Consider the following 14,307-nt stretch of genomic DNA (forward strand, 5'->3'; position numbering starts at 1 on the left):
ACGACCGGAGTCGTCAGCTGCCTTCTCCGTTGGCGAGGTCTTCCATCAGGAGGACGACGCCGCCGTTGTGGCCGTCGAACGGAGAACAGATGATCGAACAGTTGATGCTCCGCCCGATGCGGTTCACGGCGGGGATCGTCACAGGGCCCGCGCGCTTGCCGGACGCGACGCACTCCTGGATGATCCCGCGCAGGCTGTCGGTGGGGAGCCCGAAGTCCAGGGCGAAGAAGTGCTCGCCAAGGACCTCGTCGGGCCGAAGCCCCCACAGGTCGACCGCGCCGCGGTTCCAGCTCTTGGCCCGCATGTCGGCGGAGAGCACCACCACCCCCGCCGCGATGCTGCTCACCACGCCCTCCAGGAAGGCGCGGGCCTCGTCCAGGTCCGTGGTGCGCAGGCGCATCTCGTCGTTCATGGTCTCGAGCTCTTCGTTGCCGGACTGGAGCTCTTCGTTCGTCGTCTCCAGTTCCTCGTTCGTGGACTGGAGCTCTTCGTTGGTGGTCTCCAGCTCCTCGATGCTCGACTGGAGTTCCTCGTTGGTGGTCTCCAGTTCCTCGTTCGTGGACTGGAGTTCCTCGTACGCGGTCTCCAGGTCCTCGCGTACGCGCTTGACCTCGGCTTTGAGCTGCATGGCCAGGGTGACGTCCGTGAAGGTGATGTTGGTGGCGACCGGCAGGCCGGGGCCGCTCGCGATCGGCTGGATGACGATGTCGAAGTACTGGATCTCGTTGCCGATGCGCCGTTCGGCACCGTTCACCCGCAAGGTCCGGCGCTCATGGATGGCCTGGTCGATCAGGGAGCGGAGCTCGGTGGGCCGGTAGGAGAGCTCCAGGTCCCGGAAGGGGCGTCCCACGTCATGGGCCGTGAGGCCGAACTGGGACCGGGCCTCGTTGTTGATCATCACCAGAACGCCGTCGCCGTCCAGGGCGACAGCGGCACCCGGAGCCGCGTCGAGGATCAGGTCGCGCAGCTGGCGGGTGCGCGTGGCCGCCTGCATCTCGATGCCCACACCGGGTCTGATCTTCATGGGAATCGAGGGGTAGGGAGCGGCGCTGCCGCCCGGCCGGCGCCGGAAGACGCGCTGGCGGATGCTGACCGCCTCGAACCGCTCACCGTCACTCAGGAGCATCTCGGCCTTGCCGAGGAAGAGGTAGCGGCCCTCGCGCAGGGCGAAGTGGAAGCGGTCGACGATCTGGGCCTGTGCCTCGACGTTGAAGTACATCAGGGCGTTGCGGCAGACGAGGAGGTCCAGGCGGGAGATCGGGGCGTCGCGGGTGATGTCGTGGCGGCCGAAGATCACCCGGCGCCGTAGGTCGGGGCGGAAGACGTAGTGGTTGTCATGGTGCTCGAAGTACTTGTCACGCAGCTCGACCGCGAGCGATTCGAGGCTTCTTTCCGGGTACTGCCCGGCGCGGGCGTCGCGCAGAGCTTCCTCGTCGACGTCCGTGGCGTAGATCTTGACGCGGTTCAGGCTCTCCTCGATGCCGAGCGCCTCCGCGAAGATGATGGCCAGGGAGTACGCCTCCTCGCCGCTGGAACAGCCCGCGCTCCACACCCGGATCTCGTCGTCGGCACCCAGGTCCGCGATCAGCTCCGGCACCACCTCACGCTGGAGAAGCTCCCAGGCTTCCGGGTCGCGGAACATCGAGGTGACGTTGATCAGGATCGTGTTGAAGAGGGTGCGGAACTCCACCGCGTCGGTCTCGAGCAGATCGCGGTAGTCGGCGTAGTCACGCGTGCCGACGTCGTCCATCCGCTTGCGGATGCGGCGGCCGAGGGTGGACCGCTTGTAGCCGGTGAAGTCGAATCCGCGCGAGTCGCGGATGAAGCCGAGCAGGTCTTCCAGCCCTTGGTCGACCGCCGGGCCGGGCGCACGCTCGGATTGTCCGGCTCGCGGCTCGGCGCCCTTATCGGTATCGGCGCCGGACGACTCACTCATCACTGCCTCTTGTCCTCGACAAGTTCGCGGACCGCCGCGGCGATTTTCTCAAGACGGAGTACGAAGTCCGCTGCTCCCGTGTCGACCGCCGCCTGGGGCATCCCCGCAAACTGTGCGGTCTCCGGATCCTCGACGATCACGGTGCCGCCCCGGTGCTTGACCGCGGCCACGCCCGTCGCGCCGTCCACGCCCGTGCCGGTCAGGACGCAGGCGATGGCCCGCGACCCGTACGAGTCGGCCACCGACTCGAAGAGCAGGTCGGCGGAGGGGCGCACGAAGTGCACGGGGTCCCTGCTCGACAGAGCGAGAACCCCGTCGGGCCCCACGAGAAGGTGCAGGCCGGGCGGCGCGAGATACACCGTCCCCGGCTCCACGTGCTCCTGGTTCTCCGCCAGCTTCACAGCCAGCTCCGTGCGCCGCGAGAGCACCTCGGCGAGGAGTGTCCGGTGGCGTGGATCGAGGTGCTGGACCACGAGCACGGGCACGGGAAGGTCGGGGCCGAGGCGGCTCAGGAGGGCTGCCAGGCCTTGGATGCCGCCAGCTGATGACGCGACAGCCACGACGGCGTACGGCCCTGAAGTGTGCTGTTCCGACATCACATGACGAGCCTAGCCGCTGGCGGTCCGGCAAGCTGCACATGGACGGCCGGGCACCGACCCTTGTCGGAGCCCGGGGCATCTGCTTGACTCCGCCCGCCCAGAACGCCAGAACACCAGCTCGACCAGAAGACCAGAACACCAGAACGCCGCATCGCCACATCGCCAACGCACCGGCGGAGGACGCCATGGAGATCACCCGCAGACGCCTGCTGTCCGCTCTCTCGGCCGCCGGTCTCCTGGCGGTGATCCCCACGCTGCCGGTGAGCGCCGCGGCAGCCGCGGCGGACACCGCGCGCCTCCTGGCCAACACCGTGGGGATCTTCGCGGGGACCGCCGATTCCAACGCGCGCCCCGAGACGGCCGCCAAGCTCGCGGCCATCGACAAGACCGCCCGGACGAACCTGAAGTCGATGGACGACGCGGGCGATGGCGAGCTCTTCGCCGGACTGGCGCTCGGCACGGACGACGCCAACCTCAACACGGCCTACAAACGCCTGTACGAGATCGCCCTCGCCACCCGCACCCCGGGCACCTCCTCGGACCTCTACGACAACACCTCCGTGCAGCGCCGCGTCATCGACGGCCTGGTCTGGCTGCACGAGCGCCACTACGGAGACCAGTCCAAGGGCTATTACGGCAACTGGTTCAACTGGGAGATCGGCATCTCCCAGTCCGTCAGCAAGACCCTCGTACTTCTTGTCGAAGAGGTGCGGACCTACAAGCCCGGCCTCATCGCCACCTACGTCGCCTCGATGGACGCCTATCTGCGCAACGGCACCGGCGGGGACGTGAACCTCGACTCGCGCTTCCACACCGGCGCCAACCTCGCCGACATCACCACCAACCGGATCCTGCAGGGCGCGCTCATCGGCGAAGGCGGCGAGGTCCGCATCCGCAAGGCGCTCACCGACCAGCTGACGGTCTTCGTCACCATCGACCCCTACCACCTGAACCACGGGGTGACGGACGGCCATTACGCCGACGGCTCCTTCATCCAGCACGCCTCCGTCGCCTACACGGGCTCGTACGGAAAAGGCCTGCTCACCCGCGTGATCCAGACCCTCAAGATCCTCGACGGCACGGGCTTCGCGCACGGCGAGGAGCTGGTGCCGACGGTGCGGAAGTGGGTGCGCGACGGCTTCGCGCCGCTCATCTTCGAGGGCTGGATGATGGAGATCGTCAAGGGGCGCGCGGTGTCGCGGCCCGACAGCGGCTACACCGATGTCGCGGTCGTCGTCGAGGCCGTCGTCGATCTCTCCTCGCTGGCGAGCGGCGCCGACGCCACCGCGCTCAAGAGCTACGTCAAGCACATCCGCTCGACCTCGCGCGCCACGCTCAACCCCACCGGCTTCGTCTCACCGGTCAGCATCGTGCGCTACACCGACATCATCGGCGACGCATCGGTGCCGCCCGCGGACCTGAACCCCGCCTCGCGCAGCGTCGCCTTCAACGCCATGGACAAGACCGTCCACCGCAGACCGGGCTACGCCTTCGCGCTCGCGCGCAGCTCCGATCGGATCAGCAAGTACGAGTACATGAGCGGCGAGAACCTCATGCCGTGGTTCCAGGGAGACGGTGCGTACTACCTCTACCTCTCCGGCCAGGACCAGACGCAGGCGTACGGGGTCGACTACTTCACCACGGTCTCCCCGTACGGCCTCGCGGGTGTCACCGCGCCGGTCGAGCAGCGCGGGACGGTCCCCGAGCTGTACGGGAAGCCGTACTACGACAACCCCGGCCACCCGCTGAACTTCACTTCCTCCTCCGAGTCGCAGAACAAGTACGTCTACTTCCCGCGCGGCACCAACCAGTACTCAGGGGGCGCCGTCCTCGGGGCGTACGGCGCGGCCGGGGCCGTGCAGTCCAGCGATGTCGCCTTCCACGACCGGGAGTTGCTGCCGGAGGACTTCGTGGTCTACCGGGGTGCGAGCGCGACGAAGTCGTGGTTCCTGCTCGACGAGGAGATCGTGGTGCTCGCCGCGGGGGTGGGCGACGGCGCGGGGCGTGCCGTGACGACGACGGTCGACGCGCGGACCGCGGCGCCGGACGACCAGGTCTCCGTGACGGGGGAGCTGCGTGACGGCACCCCGTGGAAGGGCGCGGGCACGGGTGACCTGCGGTGGCTGCGCTACGCCAACGCCACGCGGCGCACCTCCGTCGGCTACGTCTTCCTGGACACCCCGAAGGTGCGGGTCACCCTGGACGAGGTCACCCGCAGCCGCCGGGTCGTCCGCACCGCGAACCCGGACACCCCGGTGACCCGCAGGGTCCTCGGCGTGACGGTGGACCGGGCGGCCGGGGCCAAGCCCGTCTCCCTCGCCTACGCGCTGGTGCCGAACGCGGGCGACGCGGGGCTGAGGTCGTACCGGGGCGGGCAGCCGCTGAAGGTCCTCGCGAACACGGTGCGGCTGCAGGCCGTCAGCCACACGGGCCTCGGTCTGACCGCCGCGAACAGCTTCACGTCAGGCCGCCACGAGGCCGCGGGGATGCGGATCGAGGGCTCCGCATCGGTCCTCGTACGGCGCGAGCGGCGCGGCCGGACCACCGTGGCGGTGTCCGATCCGACGATGGACCGCGACAGGGTGAGCGTGCTGCTCCGCGGCCGTTCGCTGCGGGAGGTCACGGCCGACGAGGGGGTGCGCGTGAGCCGGGTCCAGGGCGGGACCCGGATCGACGTCGCCACCCGGCACGCCTACGGACGGAGCTTCACGGTGACACTGCGCGGATAGGGCGCCCGCCGGGGCGATTTCGCCGGTGCGGCATGCGGCATGCGGCATGCGGCATGATGCCGTGATGAATGATCCACGGGGGCAGTACCAGCAACACGTTCAGTCGCAGGCGCCTTACCAGCAACACGCTCAACCACACGCGCAGTACCCGCAACACGCTCAACCACAAGCCCCGCACGGCGTGCAGCCACCGCCCGTGCCGCATCCCGGCGGGCTGCCGCATCCCGGCCGACCGCCGCGCCTGGCCGGGGACGCGCGCCGCTACATCGCGGTGGTCGTCGACCTGGTCGTCGCTCTGTACGGCGCGGTGGGGATAGCCCGGCTGACCCCGGAGACCAGCCCGTGGTGGACCCTGTACGCCCTCATACCGGTGGTGTCCTTCACCAACCAGTGCGTCCTGACCCTGCTGCTGCGCGGCAGCGTCGGGAAGCTGCTCCTCGGGGTCCGTGTGATGCGCGCCGCCGACGCGGGCCGCCCCGGACCGGTCCGCGTCCTGCACCGCTGGCTCGCAGGTCTGTGCTGGCTGCCGCTGCAGCCCTGGTACTGGCTCCGGGAGAACTTCGGCGGCAGCACGGAGAACTCGGTCCGCAAGAGCTGGACGGGCGAGCTCTACGACACCGACATCGCCGGGCTCCGTTCCGTGCGCCGGGTGGACCTCGCCGCCTGGCGGCGGCGGGGTCACTGAGCCCGCAGGGGCGGTTGGTTCAGGAGTCGTCGACGGTGACGGTCACGGCCTGCACCGGGCAGGCCCGCACGGCCTCACGCACCAGGGGGTCGCCGCCCCCGTCCTCGCGGCCGGGGAGCACCTCGCTGAAGCCGTCGTCGTCCTGGGTGAAGACGCTCGGTGCGGTGAGTGCGCACATGCCCGCACCCACACACCGCTCGGACTCGACATGGACCCGCACGCTCATCTCGTCTCCTCCAACTCCTACCAGGTGACCGGCAGTTCGAGCATCCCCTGGATCGTGTCGCCCGGCTTGAACGGAATCTCCCGGGCGGGCACGGCCAGGCGGAGCTCCGGCAGCCGGTCGAAGAGCGTCCGCAGGGCGATCTCGATCTCGGCGCGGGCGAGGTTCTGGCCGAGGCACTGGTGAATGCCGAACCCGAAGGCCAGGTGGTGGCGGTTGTCGCGGTGGAAGTCCAGTTCCTCCGGAGTCTCGTAGGCCGAGCCGTCTCGGTTGATGAGGGAGGTGGAGAAGATGACGCCGTCGTCCGCGCGAATGGTGCTGCCCGCGACGTCGATGTCCTCCTTCGCCACCCGCAGCATGCCGTCCGCGATGGACAGGAAGCGCAGCAGCTCCTCCACCACCGCGGGCATCAGTGTCCGCTCGGTGCGCAGTTCGGCGAGCTGCGCCGGGTGCTGAAGGAGGGTGAACGTGCCCAGGGAGATCATGTTCGCCGTGGTCTCGTGCCCCGCGACCAGCAGGATCGTGGCCAGGCTGACCAGCTCCTCGCGGTCGAGCGCGCCCTCGGCGAGCTGCCGGTGGATGAGCTCGTCGAGGAGCCCGTCCCCGGGCTCCCGGCGCTTGCTCTCGATCAACGCGTGGAAATACGCGTCCAGTTCGTCCCGCGCGCGCTCGGTGTCCTCGGCGCGCGGGCCACGAAGCAGCCGGCGTGACTGCTCCTCGAAGAACTCGTGATCGGCGTAGGGCACGCCGAGCAGGGCGCAGATCACCATGGACGGAACCGGCAGCGCGAACGCGCCGACCAGCTCGGCCGGCGCACCCTTCGTGATCATGGTGTCGATGAGCCGGTCGACCGTCGCCTGGATGCGCGGCCGCAGCGCGGCGATCCGCTTGACCGAGAAACTGGGGATGAGCATGCGGCGCTGCGCGTTGTGCTCGGGGTCGTCGACGCCGAGCAGGGCGACACGGCGGTTGCGTACGTTGGCGAAGCGCTCGGTGGGCGCGGGGAACGCCTCGTTCTCGCGATCGGTGGACAGGCGCGGGTCGACGAGCAGGTCACGGGCCGTCCCCTGTCCGGTGACCACCCAGACGGAACGCCCGTCGAACAGGCGGACCCGGGAGAGCGGCCGGGCCTCGCGGAGCGGTTCGTACGACTTCGGCGGGTGGTAGGGGCAGGTGCGGTCCTGCGGGAAGGCGACTGATTCGGAGGCGACTGATTCGGACACGACTGATTCCGTCATGGACTTACCTCACAAGCGGAGGGGCTCCCTTTACCTGTTCCAGTAGATGCCTGGGGCATCTATTTGGTCCACGGTAAACCAAGCCAGAAAGCGCACTGTCCAGTGGTCGAATCTGGCCGGAATCACCCCCTCCGCTCAACCCTTCTGCGTCGGGGGGAACAGGTCGGCTCCGGTCGGCTCCGGAGCACGCGGGGCGTACGGACGCGCCGTGGGGGCGTGCGGTTCGCGGGTGCGCTTGTCCGGCGTGTGCCGAGGGCAGATGTTCGGTGTGCGCCCCCTTGGGGGATTCGGCGAGATCCGTGCCCCAGGTGTCGCTAAAGTCCCCCCATGCTCATCCCCGCCTTCGTCGATATGCGGCCCATCGGAAGGTGCAATCTCAGCTGCCCCTTCTGCTTCGGCCCGAGGCATGAAGTCCCCTCCATGCCCCGGGAGACCGCACTCCGGGTCGCATCCGCGCTCAAGGACGGGGGAGTGCGTGGCGTCGTCATCTCCGGGGGTGAGCCGACCTTGCTCTCCTATCTCGCGGAGCTCGCCGCGGTACTGCGCCGACCTCACGGCGACCACCCCTCGCCGCAGGTCGTCCTCAGCACGAACGGCCTCGCACCGCTGCGCACCATGGAGCGCGTGCTGCCGAGCCTCTCCTGGATCGCGCTGCCCCTGGAGTCCGCGGACGCGGCGGAGCACAGCGCCCTGCGCACCGGAGTCGCTCCGCACCGGGAGAAGATGCTGACCCTCCTCGGCGAGGTCCGCAAGAACCACCCGCACGTCCAGGTGAAGCTCGGCACGGTCGTCACCCGGCTGAACGTAGGGGGCGCGCCCGACGTGCTGAGCCTCATCGACGACGCCTGCCTGCCCGACGTGTGGAAGGTCTACCAGATGTCCGAGACCAACTACGGTTCGGACAACCGAGATTGGCTCTCGCTCGGCGACGAGGAGTTCGAGGACGTGGTCCACCGCTGCGAGGCGGCGGCGCGGGAGCGCGGCGTGAAGCTGAGGGTCTACCGCAACCGGACCCGCACGGGCAGCTACTTCTTCATCGACCCGGACTGCGAGGTCGTCGTCATCGACGAGCGCGGGGAGCGGCGGATCGGGAACTTCTTCGCACGGCTCGCGGACGGCGACTCACCACTGGCGCACCAGGTCACGGGGGACAGGAACGTCGAGAATTTCACCGGCACTTACCCGGAGACACCGACACCGGACACGCACCCGGATGCATGAGGAGTCCGCGATGACGACACAGGTACGCGTAGGGGTCCAGGCGATCGTCCGAGCGGGCGGCCGCGTACTGCTCGGCCTGCGGGCCAACACCTTCGGCGACGGCACCTGGGGACTGCCCGGCGGGCATCTCGAAGTGGGGGAGTCCCTCTCCGGCGCCGCCTGCCGCGAGCTGGAGGAGGAGACGGGCCTGCGCGCCATCGGCACGCGCGTCGCCTGTGTCACCGACCCCGACCCGGCGGCGAACCATCACATGCAGGTCGGCGTGGAGATCCTGGACTTCGCGGGTGAACCCCGGGTCCTTGAGCCCGAGCGTTGCCTGCGCTGGGAGTTCTGGCACCTGGACGAGTTGCCGGACCCGCTGTTCGTCGGCTCGGCGGGGGTGCTGCGCAGCATCAGGGACGGTGCTCTGCATCTCCCTTGAACCGGTCGTCCGACTGCGCGCGCACGGCGTCCCGCAACGCGGTCTTGTGCTGTTCCTCGCTCGCCTCGAACTGGTCCAGGGTGCTGGCCAGTTCCCACTGGATGTCGAACTCGGCCCGGCTGTCGGAGTAATACCTGCTGTCCTTGTGGAACTCCACCTCGAGCACATTGAGTTTGCGCCGGGTCCTGCGCTCCGGATTGGAGGTGATGTAAGGCTCGAAGAATCCGCGGTCCGTGGTGAGCAGGGTCGACCCGGGGATGTCGATGTGCGTGAGGCGCAACTCGATCCGGTCGTGATACGTCTCGCGGAGCGTGCGGTAGGCGTCTATGACGTGCAGAAAAGTCTTTGAGTAGTAGTCGCTCGCCGCGATGATGTCCACGATGTTGTGCGAGTTGGGGCGCTCCGCCGTCGCGTCGTGCTTGGTGAAAATGGCGAGGTTGTTCCAAGGGCTGCTGATGATGACGTAGAAGTAACTGCCCTGATTCAGGGCGTGAATGACCTGCGGATGGAAGAGCTTCAGGTCCTTCAGGAAGAACGAGGCACCCGCGTGCGCGACCAGCCTGATCACATTGCGCTCCTGCCGCAGGGCCTGACCCTTGGCCTTGTTGCGGGCGCTGTTCTCCTGGGGTGTGTAGACATGCTCGATGAGATAAGGGAGTTCGTCCGACGGTGTGGTGGCATCTCGCATGTCGGCGAGCGCCGCGCGCAGCGCGAGCGTCTGGGAGTGGTCACGGCCCAGGGTCCTGGCGGCCGTGACGGCCGCCGAGTCGAGCAGGGACACGGCCTGCTGCCTGCGTGACGCGCAGAACGCGGTGCCGTCGGCCGCGTCGAACTCCGCCGTGGCGAGCGCCGCCTGGGCGACCAGCGTCTCCTGGTGATCGGCCCCGAGGAGCGCGGCGGCGCGGAGGTGGGAGATCTCGAGCTCGGCGAGTTCCGCCTCGATCCGCTCCTCGTCCTGCACCGCCTTGGCCGCCTGGAACCGCGCCTGGGCCAGCGCCGAACGGGCCGCGACGGCCTTCGGGTCGACGTCGTCCGTGAAGCTCGTGTACCAGTCGACCGAGGAGGCGAAGTCGCCCAGGGTGCGGGTGAGTTCGGCGGTGTCCCGGCGTATCGACGCCACTTCGACCCGCACCCAGTCGGCGGTCAGCCGTGCCTCCGGGTCGCCGCCGTAGTACTTGCCCAGGACGGTGACCGCCTTCTGCGCCCAGACCCTGGCGTCCTCCAGATGCCCGGCCCGCAGGCTCACGGCGGCCAAGTTGGCGAGGATCCTGGCGAGTTCGGGTGCCGCCGCGCGCTGCGCCCGGTTGAGGGCGTAGTTCAGGACCATGCGGGCCCGGTCGAGATCGTCGTGCTCCGCGAGCAGCGAACCGAGTTCGTTCCAGGTGTCGGCCGCGAACAGCTCCTGGTCCGCCTCGGCAAGCTCCATGTGGCGCAGGGTCACCGCGGCCAGCGCGTGCGAGCGTTCCTTCATGTCGAGCGCGAGGAGAAGCTGCGCGAGGTTGATGTGCTGGCGGGCGTGGGGCCGAAGGAGCGCGTAGGGCGCTTCGGGGCTGGTGAGGCGCTCCACATAGCCCGCGAGTGACTCCTTGAGCTCGGACCGGGCCGTGCCGTCGGCCTCCAGGGCGTCCTCCGCCGTCGCCAGCCCTTCGCTGACGTTCGCGATCGTGGTCATGTCCCCTCCGGGAGACGGGCCGCCGTGGTGGGCGGCATGCTCTTCACGGCCGGGGCCGGTGCCAGCGCAGGTTGACATAGCTGGTCACGGCGGCCAGGCCGGCGGGCACCGTGCGGTCCTTGCGGGCCAGTGCTTCCGCCTCGTGGTCCTGGCGCACCTCGTAGATGCGTTCGGAGCCGGACAGTGTCGGTTGTGGTGCGGGGTGGAACTTGAAGGTGTCGAATCGCCGCACCGCCTCGTCGATCGTGCCGGCGAACAGCGTGTCCTCCGGCGCGTCCGTGGTGGCAGGCCGTGCGACGAGGAGCCCGAGGACGACCGAAGGCCGGTCGGGGTCGGGCTCACCCCGGTCGACGGGGCTGCCGGCGAACTTCCGCACGTCGTCGTGCGCACCGTCGTGGCTCAGCCGGTGGCAGTTGACGGCCTGTTCGCCCGTGCTCTGATAGATGACCGATACGTCGCTCACGGTTCCGCGCAGCATGCCGTCGCCCGGCCGGGGGTGGACCGCCGTCCACGATTCGCCTTCGCGCGCGACATCGAAGTGGATGCCGGGAAGCGGCACCCTTTCGCCTTTCTGGAACACGATCTTCAAGAGGGCCATGTCGGCGAGGAGATCGAATTGCTGCACCTCGCCGTCCAGGTGCCTGCCGTCCGGGAGGCGGAGGAGGACCGGGCGCATGCGGTGTTCTTTGTCATCTCCCAGACAGTGTGCGGCAGTCAGGGCGAAGTACCTGGTGAGGCGCACGCCGGAACCGATGTGATCGTTGTTCCGGAATACCTGGATCAAGTGCTTCTGGTGCGGCTCGTGATGCGACATGGGTTCGTCCCCCCCGTCCGATCCCAGGAGCGAGCAACTGCCCCGCGCAGGGGGTGGATGCTCTTGCGCTGTGAATATGCAATGGTAGCCACGAACGGTTCCAGGGCGGGAGCTGACGCACAAGAAACGTCCTCAGGCCCCGAGTTGAGGAGATCCCTCCGGATCCGCCCGCCGGAAAGGGCGCCATTTCCGCCATGGTCTTCTTGGTTTCCTCTTTCCGTGCACCTCATCGCGCAGGATGCCCAGGAGCCGGTGGTCGGAATCCTCCGATTCCTCGACGAGCTCGGTGAACCTTCTCCACAGCGGGTCGGTCTGGCTCACCCGGGGATTGGTCCCCTCCTGGTTGTCCCAGTCGTGCCACGCGTTGATCCAGGAACGCATCGCCTGGAAGGCCGCCCAGTGCGCTTCGAGCACCTGATCCGTGGCGTAGATCTCGAGCCGCGCGGCGAGAACATGGACATCGCTCACCGCGGCGCCGGTGGCGTCCGGCCACTCTCCCGTGCTCGACAACTGTGCGCGCAGGTCGCCGACCCGGTGGACGGCGACCATGGCTTCTTCGTAGACGTCCATGCACCGTGACCACACGCGGTTCTCGCGCTCGCGCCTGTCCGTCGCGTGCTGGGTGAGCCAGGCCCCGGAGAAGGAGGCGATGGCGCCCATGGTCATGCCGGTGATCGCCGCTTCGGCCGGATTGAGTCCCACTCCGCAAGCATGAAGGGTCGGCCGTGACGGCGCCGCATGGTTGCGGCTGGATTTCCTACTGTGGGGTAGGCCCGTACGGCGCCCTTGTTGTACGTTCCGTCCAGCAAGCCTCGGAGCGAGGGCCGTACGCGGCAACTCCGCGAGGCGGAAGTCGAGTTGGAGGACGTTGATCCGTGGCCGACCACGACCTGACGGGGTTCACGCGGAGCCTCTTCACGCACGAGGGCACCACCCGCAAGGTCCTGCGGCGCGGGGAAGGGCCCGCCGTCATCGTGATGGCGGAGGTCCCCGGGATCACGCCCAAGGTCCTTGCCTTCGCCGAGAAGGTGGCCGCCATCGGGTGCACGGCCGTGCTCCCCGTCCTCTTCGGCACGCCGGGACGCGACGCCAACCCCAAGGCCCACGGTGCGCTGAAGTCGAATCTCTACATCGCGTCGACCATGGTGAAGGTGTGTGTGAGCCGGGAGTTCACCGCATTCGCCACCGGTCGCAGCTCGCGCGTGGTGACCTGGCTGCGTGCCCTGGCCGCGCACGAGCACAAGCGGTGCGGCGGCCCCGGAGTCGGCGCCGTCGGCATGTGCTTCACCGGCGGCTTCGCCCTGGCGATGGCCACCGACGACCGGCTGCTCGCCCCCGTGCTCTCCCAGCCCTCGCTCCCGCTGCCCGTCAACGGCCGCCGCGCGTGCACCATCGACATCTCGGACGATGAACTCGCCGTGGTGAAGGGCCGTTGCGAGCGGGACGGGCTGCGGGTCCTGGGGGCGCGGTTCAAGGGCGACCGGCTGGTTCCCGGCGACCGGTTCGCCTTCCTGCGCCGTGAGCTGGGCGATGCGTTCACCGCCGTAGAACTGGACGACAGCGACGCGAACCCCGAGGGCGTCCTCGCGCCGCACTCCGTCCTGACCGAGCACCTCATCGACGAACCGGGCCAGCCGACACGGGCGGCGCTCGACGAGGTGCTCGATCTCTTCCGTACGCGCCTGCTTCAGGAGACCGGCGGCTCGGCCGCCTCATAGCCGCGCGCCCGCACCGCTCGCGGTGTCGCACCCCACCAGCGCCGGCAGCAGCGGTTCAGGGCCGACTGCTCGGAGAGGCCGAGCAGCAGGGCGACCTGGCCCAGGGGCAGGTCGGTGCCGGTGAGGTAGCGGCGGGCCGCGCTGCGCCGCTCCTCGTCGATGATCTCGGCGAAGGTCGTTCCCTCGGCGCGCAGGCGGCGCTGGAGCGTCCGCGCGTGGACGTTCAGGAGCCGGGCGACGGTCCCGATCTCCGGCGGCGACGTGCCGAGCGACCGCCCCACGACGGCGCGCACACCGCTGACGATGTCCGAGCGCTCACTGGGCAGTTGCTCGTCGAGGTAGGCGAGCGCGAGGCGGCGCAGATGCGCGTTGCCGCCGCCCAGCGGCCGGTCGGCCAGGCTGAGCGGGACACGCAGCAGGGCCGCGGGGCGGTCCGCCTTCACGGGTACGCCGAAGAAGTCCTCGTACACCGAGAGCGGGGCAAGGAGCGGATGCGGAAGCTCGACCGAGCCCAGGCCGTAGGGGCCGACCAGGTAGACGATGGCCCGGTGCATGAAACCCAGGGAGAGGTCGATGCCCTGGGGTGGTGCCTCGACCCCCTCGCGCACGCCGTAGCGCAGGGCGGCGACCCCCGGTGTGCCGTACGGATCGGGCTCCAGGCTGAGGCTCAGCGAGCGCGCGTGGACGAAGAGGTAGCGGGTGGTGCACTCCAGGGCGTCCCCGAGGGTGGCGGAGTTCTGGATGGCGAGCGCCAGGGCGCCGAGCATGCCCAGGTCCTGCCGGGCCGCGATGCGCAGACCGAGATCCGGGCAGCCGAGATCATCGGCGGCCAGCTCCAGAACCGTGGCCATCGCCTCCTCGGGCACCAGGAGGTCGTCCACGTCGAGGGCGGCCGTGGGGCAGCCCGCCTGCCGGGCGTAGGCCTCTGCGTCACCGCCGAGCTCCGCCACCGTGGCGCGGAACCCGCGAAGACCAGCCGATCTGATCACGGACATGTCGTCCAGGGTCAAAGATCTGTCGTCCTGGGTCAATTACTGCCGGGTGTGCTTCC

Annotated in this window: 13 protein-coding genes; 5 read left to right on the top strand and 8 right to left on the bottom strand. The window is 69.1% G+C overall.

What is annotated here, in order from left to right; all coding sequences use genetic code 11:
- Window positions 1-13 precede the first annotated feature (13 nt).
- Both AC07AG_RS06350 and AC07AG_RS06355 read right to left on the bottom strand, forming a co-directional pair.
- Window positions 14-1,936, bottom strand: a complete 1,923-nt coding sequence (locus AC07AG_RS06350; protein ID WP_478752446.1) for a CheR family methyltransferase — start codon at window positions 1,934-1,936, stop codon at window positions 14-16.
- On the bottom strand, window positions 1,936-2,532 hold the full coding sequence (locus AC07AG_RS06355; protein WP_478752448.1) for a chemotaxis protein CheB: 597 nt from the start codon (window positions 2,530-2,532) through the stop codon (window positions 1,936-1,938). Before AC07AG_RS06355 ends, AC07AG_RS06350 begins: the two co-directional genes overlap by 1 nt.
- A gap of 188 nt (window positions 2,533-2,720) precedes the next feature.
- On the opposite strand from AC07AG_RS06355, the gene AC07AG_RS06360 reads away from it, so the two are divergent.
- Together AC07AG_RS06360 and AC07AG_RS06365 are read left to right on the top strand one after the other, a co-directional pair.
- A complete protein-coding gene (locus AC07AG_RS06360) occupies window positions 2,721-5,264 on the top strand; it encodes a polysaccharide lyase family 8 super-sandwich domain-containing protein (protein WP_478752449.1) in 2,544 nt (847 codons plus the stop codon).
- A 196-nt stretch (window positions 5,265-5,460) separates the two neighbouring features.
- Window positions 5,461-5,949, top strand: a complete 489-nt coding sequence (locus AC07AG_RS06365) for an RDD family protein (RefSeq protein WP_478752451.1) — start codon at window positions 5,461-5,463, stop codon at window positions 5,947-5,949.
- A 19-nt stretch (window positions 5,950-5,968) separates the two neighbouring features.
- On the opposite strand, the gene AC07AG_RS06370 is transcribed toward AC07AG_RS06365, so the two are convergent.
- Together AC07AG_RS06370 and AC07AG_RS06375 are read right to left on the bottom strand one after the other, a co-directional pair.
- A complete protein-coding gene (locus AC07AG_RS06370) occupies window positions 5,969-6,175 on the bottom strand; it encodes a ferredoxin (protein ID WP_478752453.1) in 207 nt (68 codons plus the stop codon).
- A gap of 17 nt (window positions 6,176-6,192) precedes the next feature.
- Window positions 6,193-7,410 (bottom strand): cytochrome P450, encoded by a 1,218-nt coding sequence (locus AC07AG_RS06375; RefSeq protein ID WP_478752455.1) that lies wholly within the window; start codon window positions 7,408-7,410, stop codon window positions 6,193-6,195.
- 351 nt (window positions 7,411-7,761) lie between these two features.
- Here AC07AG_RS06375 and AC07AG_RS06380 point away from each other — a divergent pair, with 351 nt between their 5' ends.
- On the top strand, window positions 7,762-8,631 hold the full coding sequence (locus AC07AG_RS06380) for a radical SAM protein (protein ID WP_478753899.1): 870 nt from the start codon (window positions 7,762-7,764) through the stop codon (window positions 8,629-8,631).
- Window positions 8,632-8,641: 10 nt separating this feature from the next.
- A complete protein-coding gene (locus tag AC07AG_RS06385) occupies window positions 8,642-9,052 on the top strand; it encodes a nucleotide triphosphate diphosphatase NUDT15 (RefSeq protein ID WP_478752457.1) in 411 nt (136 codons plus the stop codon).
- Here AC07AG_RS06385 and AC07AG_RS06390 read toward each other — a convergent pair.
- The 3 genes from AC07AG_RS06390 to AC07AG_RS06400 form a co-directional block, all read right to left on the bottom strand.
- Window positions 9,024-10,724, bottom strand: coding sequence for a hypothetical protein (locus AC07AG_RS06390; protein WP_478752459.1), 1,701 nt, complete (start codon window positions 10,722-10,724; stop codon window positions 9,024-9,026). The two genes, AC07AG_RS06385 and AC07AG_RS06390, sit on opposite strands and share 29 nt — an antisense overlap.
- A gap of 43 nt (window positions 10,725-10,767) precedes the next feature.
- On the bottom strand, window positions 10,768-11,538 hold the full coding sequence (locus AC07AG_RS06395; RefSeq protein ID WP_478752461.1) for a S1 family peptidase: 771 nt from the start codon (window positions 11,536-11,538) through the stop codon (window positions 10,768-10,770).
- Window positions 11,539-11,670: 132 nt separating this feature from the next.
- Window positions 11,671-12,240 carry a hypothetical protein gene (locus tag AC07AG_RS06400; protein WP_478752463.1) on the bottom strand — a complete coding sequence of 190 codons (570 nt, stop codon included), beginning with the start codon at window positions 12,238-12,240 and terminating at the stop codon, window positions 11,671-11,673.
- 173 nt (window positions 12,241-12,413) lie between these two features.
- Between AC07AG_RS06400 and AC07AG_RS06405 the strand changes: the two genes are divergently transcribed.
- On the top strand, window positions 12,414-13,256 hold the full coding sequence (locus AC07AG_RS06405) for a dienelactone hydrolase family protein (protein ID WP_478752465.1): 843 nt from the start codon (window positions 12,414-12,416) through the stop codon (window positions 13,254-13,256).
- Here the strand turns inward: AC07AG_RS06405 and AC07AG_RS06410 are convergent.
- Complete coding sequence (locus AC07AG_RS06410) at window positions 13,226-14,251, bottom strand: AraC family transcriptional regulator (protein ID WP_478752467.1); 1,026 nt, start codon at window positions 14,249-14,251, stop codon at window positions 13,226-13,228. The two genes, AC07AG_RS06405 and AC07AG_RS06410, sit on opposite strands and share 31 nt — an antisense overlap.
- Window positions 14,252-14,307: the final 56 nt, after the last annotated feature.

This window comes from Streptomyces sp. NPDC044044, assembly GCF_056434405.1.

What these genes read in the sequence shown, in the direction of transcription:
- AC07AG_RS06350 (WP_478752446.1), bottom strand. Translation starts at nt 1,936, where the DNA reads ATGAGTGAGTCGTCCGGCGCCGATACCGATAAGGGCGCCGAGCCGCGA.
- AC07AG_RS06355 (WP_478752448.1), bottom strand. Translation starts at nt 2,532, where the DNA reads ATGTCGGAACAGCACACTTCAGGGCCGTACGCCGTCGTGGCTGTCGCG.
- AC07AG_RS06360 (WP_478752449.1), top strand. Translation starts at nt 2,721, where the DNA reads ATGGAGATCACCCGCAGACGCCTGCTGTCCGCTCTCTCGGCCGCCGGT.
- AC07AG_RS06370 (WP_478752453.1), bottom strand. Translation starts at nt 6,175, where the DNA reads ATGAGCGTGCGGGTCCATGTCGAGTCCGAGCGGTGTGTGGGTGCGGGC.
- AC07AG_RS06375 (WP_478752455.1), bottom strand. Translation starts at nt 7,410, where the DNA reads ATGACGGAATCAGTCGTGTCCGAATCAGTCGCCTCCGAATCAGTCGCC.
- AC07AG_RS06380 (WP_478753899.1), top strand. Translation starts at nt 7,762, where the DNA reads ATGCGGCCCATCGGAAGGTGCAATCTCAGCTGCCCCTTCTGCTTCGGC.
- AC07AG_RS06385 (WP_478752457.1), top strand. Translation starts at nt 8,642, where the DNA reads ATGACGACACAGGTACGCGTAGGGGTCCAGGCGATCGTCCGAGCGGGC.
- AC07AG_RS06390 (WP_478752459.1), bottom strand. Translation starts at nt 10,724, where the DNA reads ATGACCACGATCGCGAACGTCAGCGAAGGGCTGGCGACGGCGGAGGAC.
- AC07AG_RS06395 (WP_478752461.1), bottom strand. Translation starts at nt 11,538, where the DNA reads ATGTCGCATCACGAGCCGCACCAGAAGCACTTGATCCAGGTATTCCGG.
- AC07AG_RS06410 (WP_478752467.1), bottom strand. Translation starts at nt 14,251, where the DNA reads ATGTCCGTGATCAGATCGGCTGGTCTTCGCGGGTTCCGCGCCACGGTG.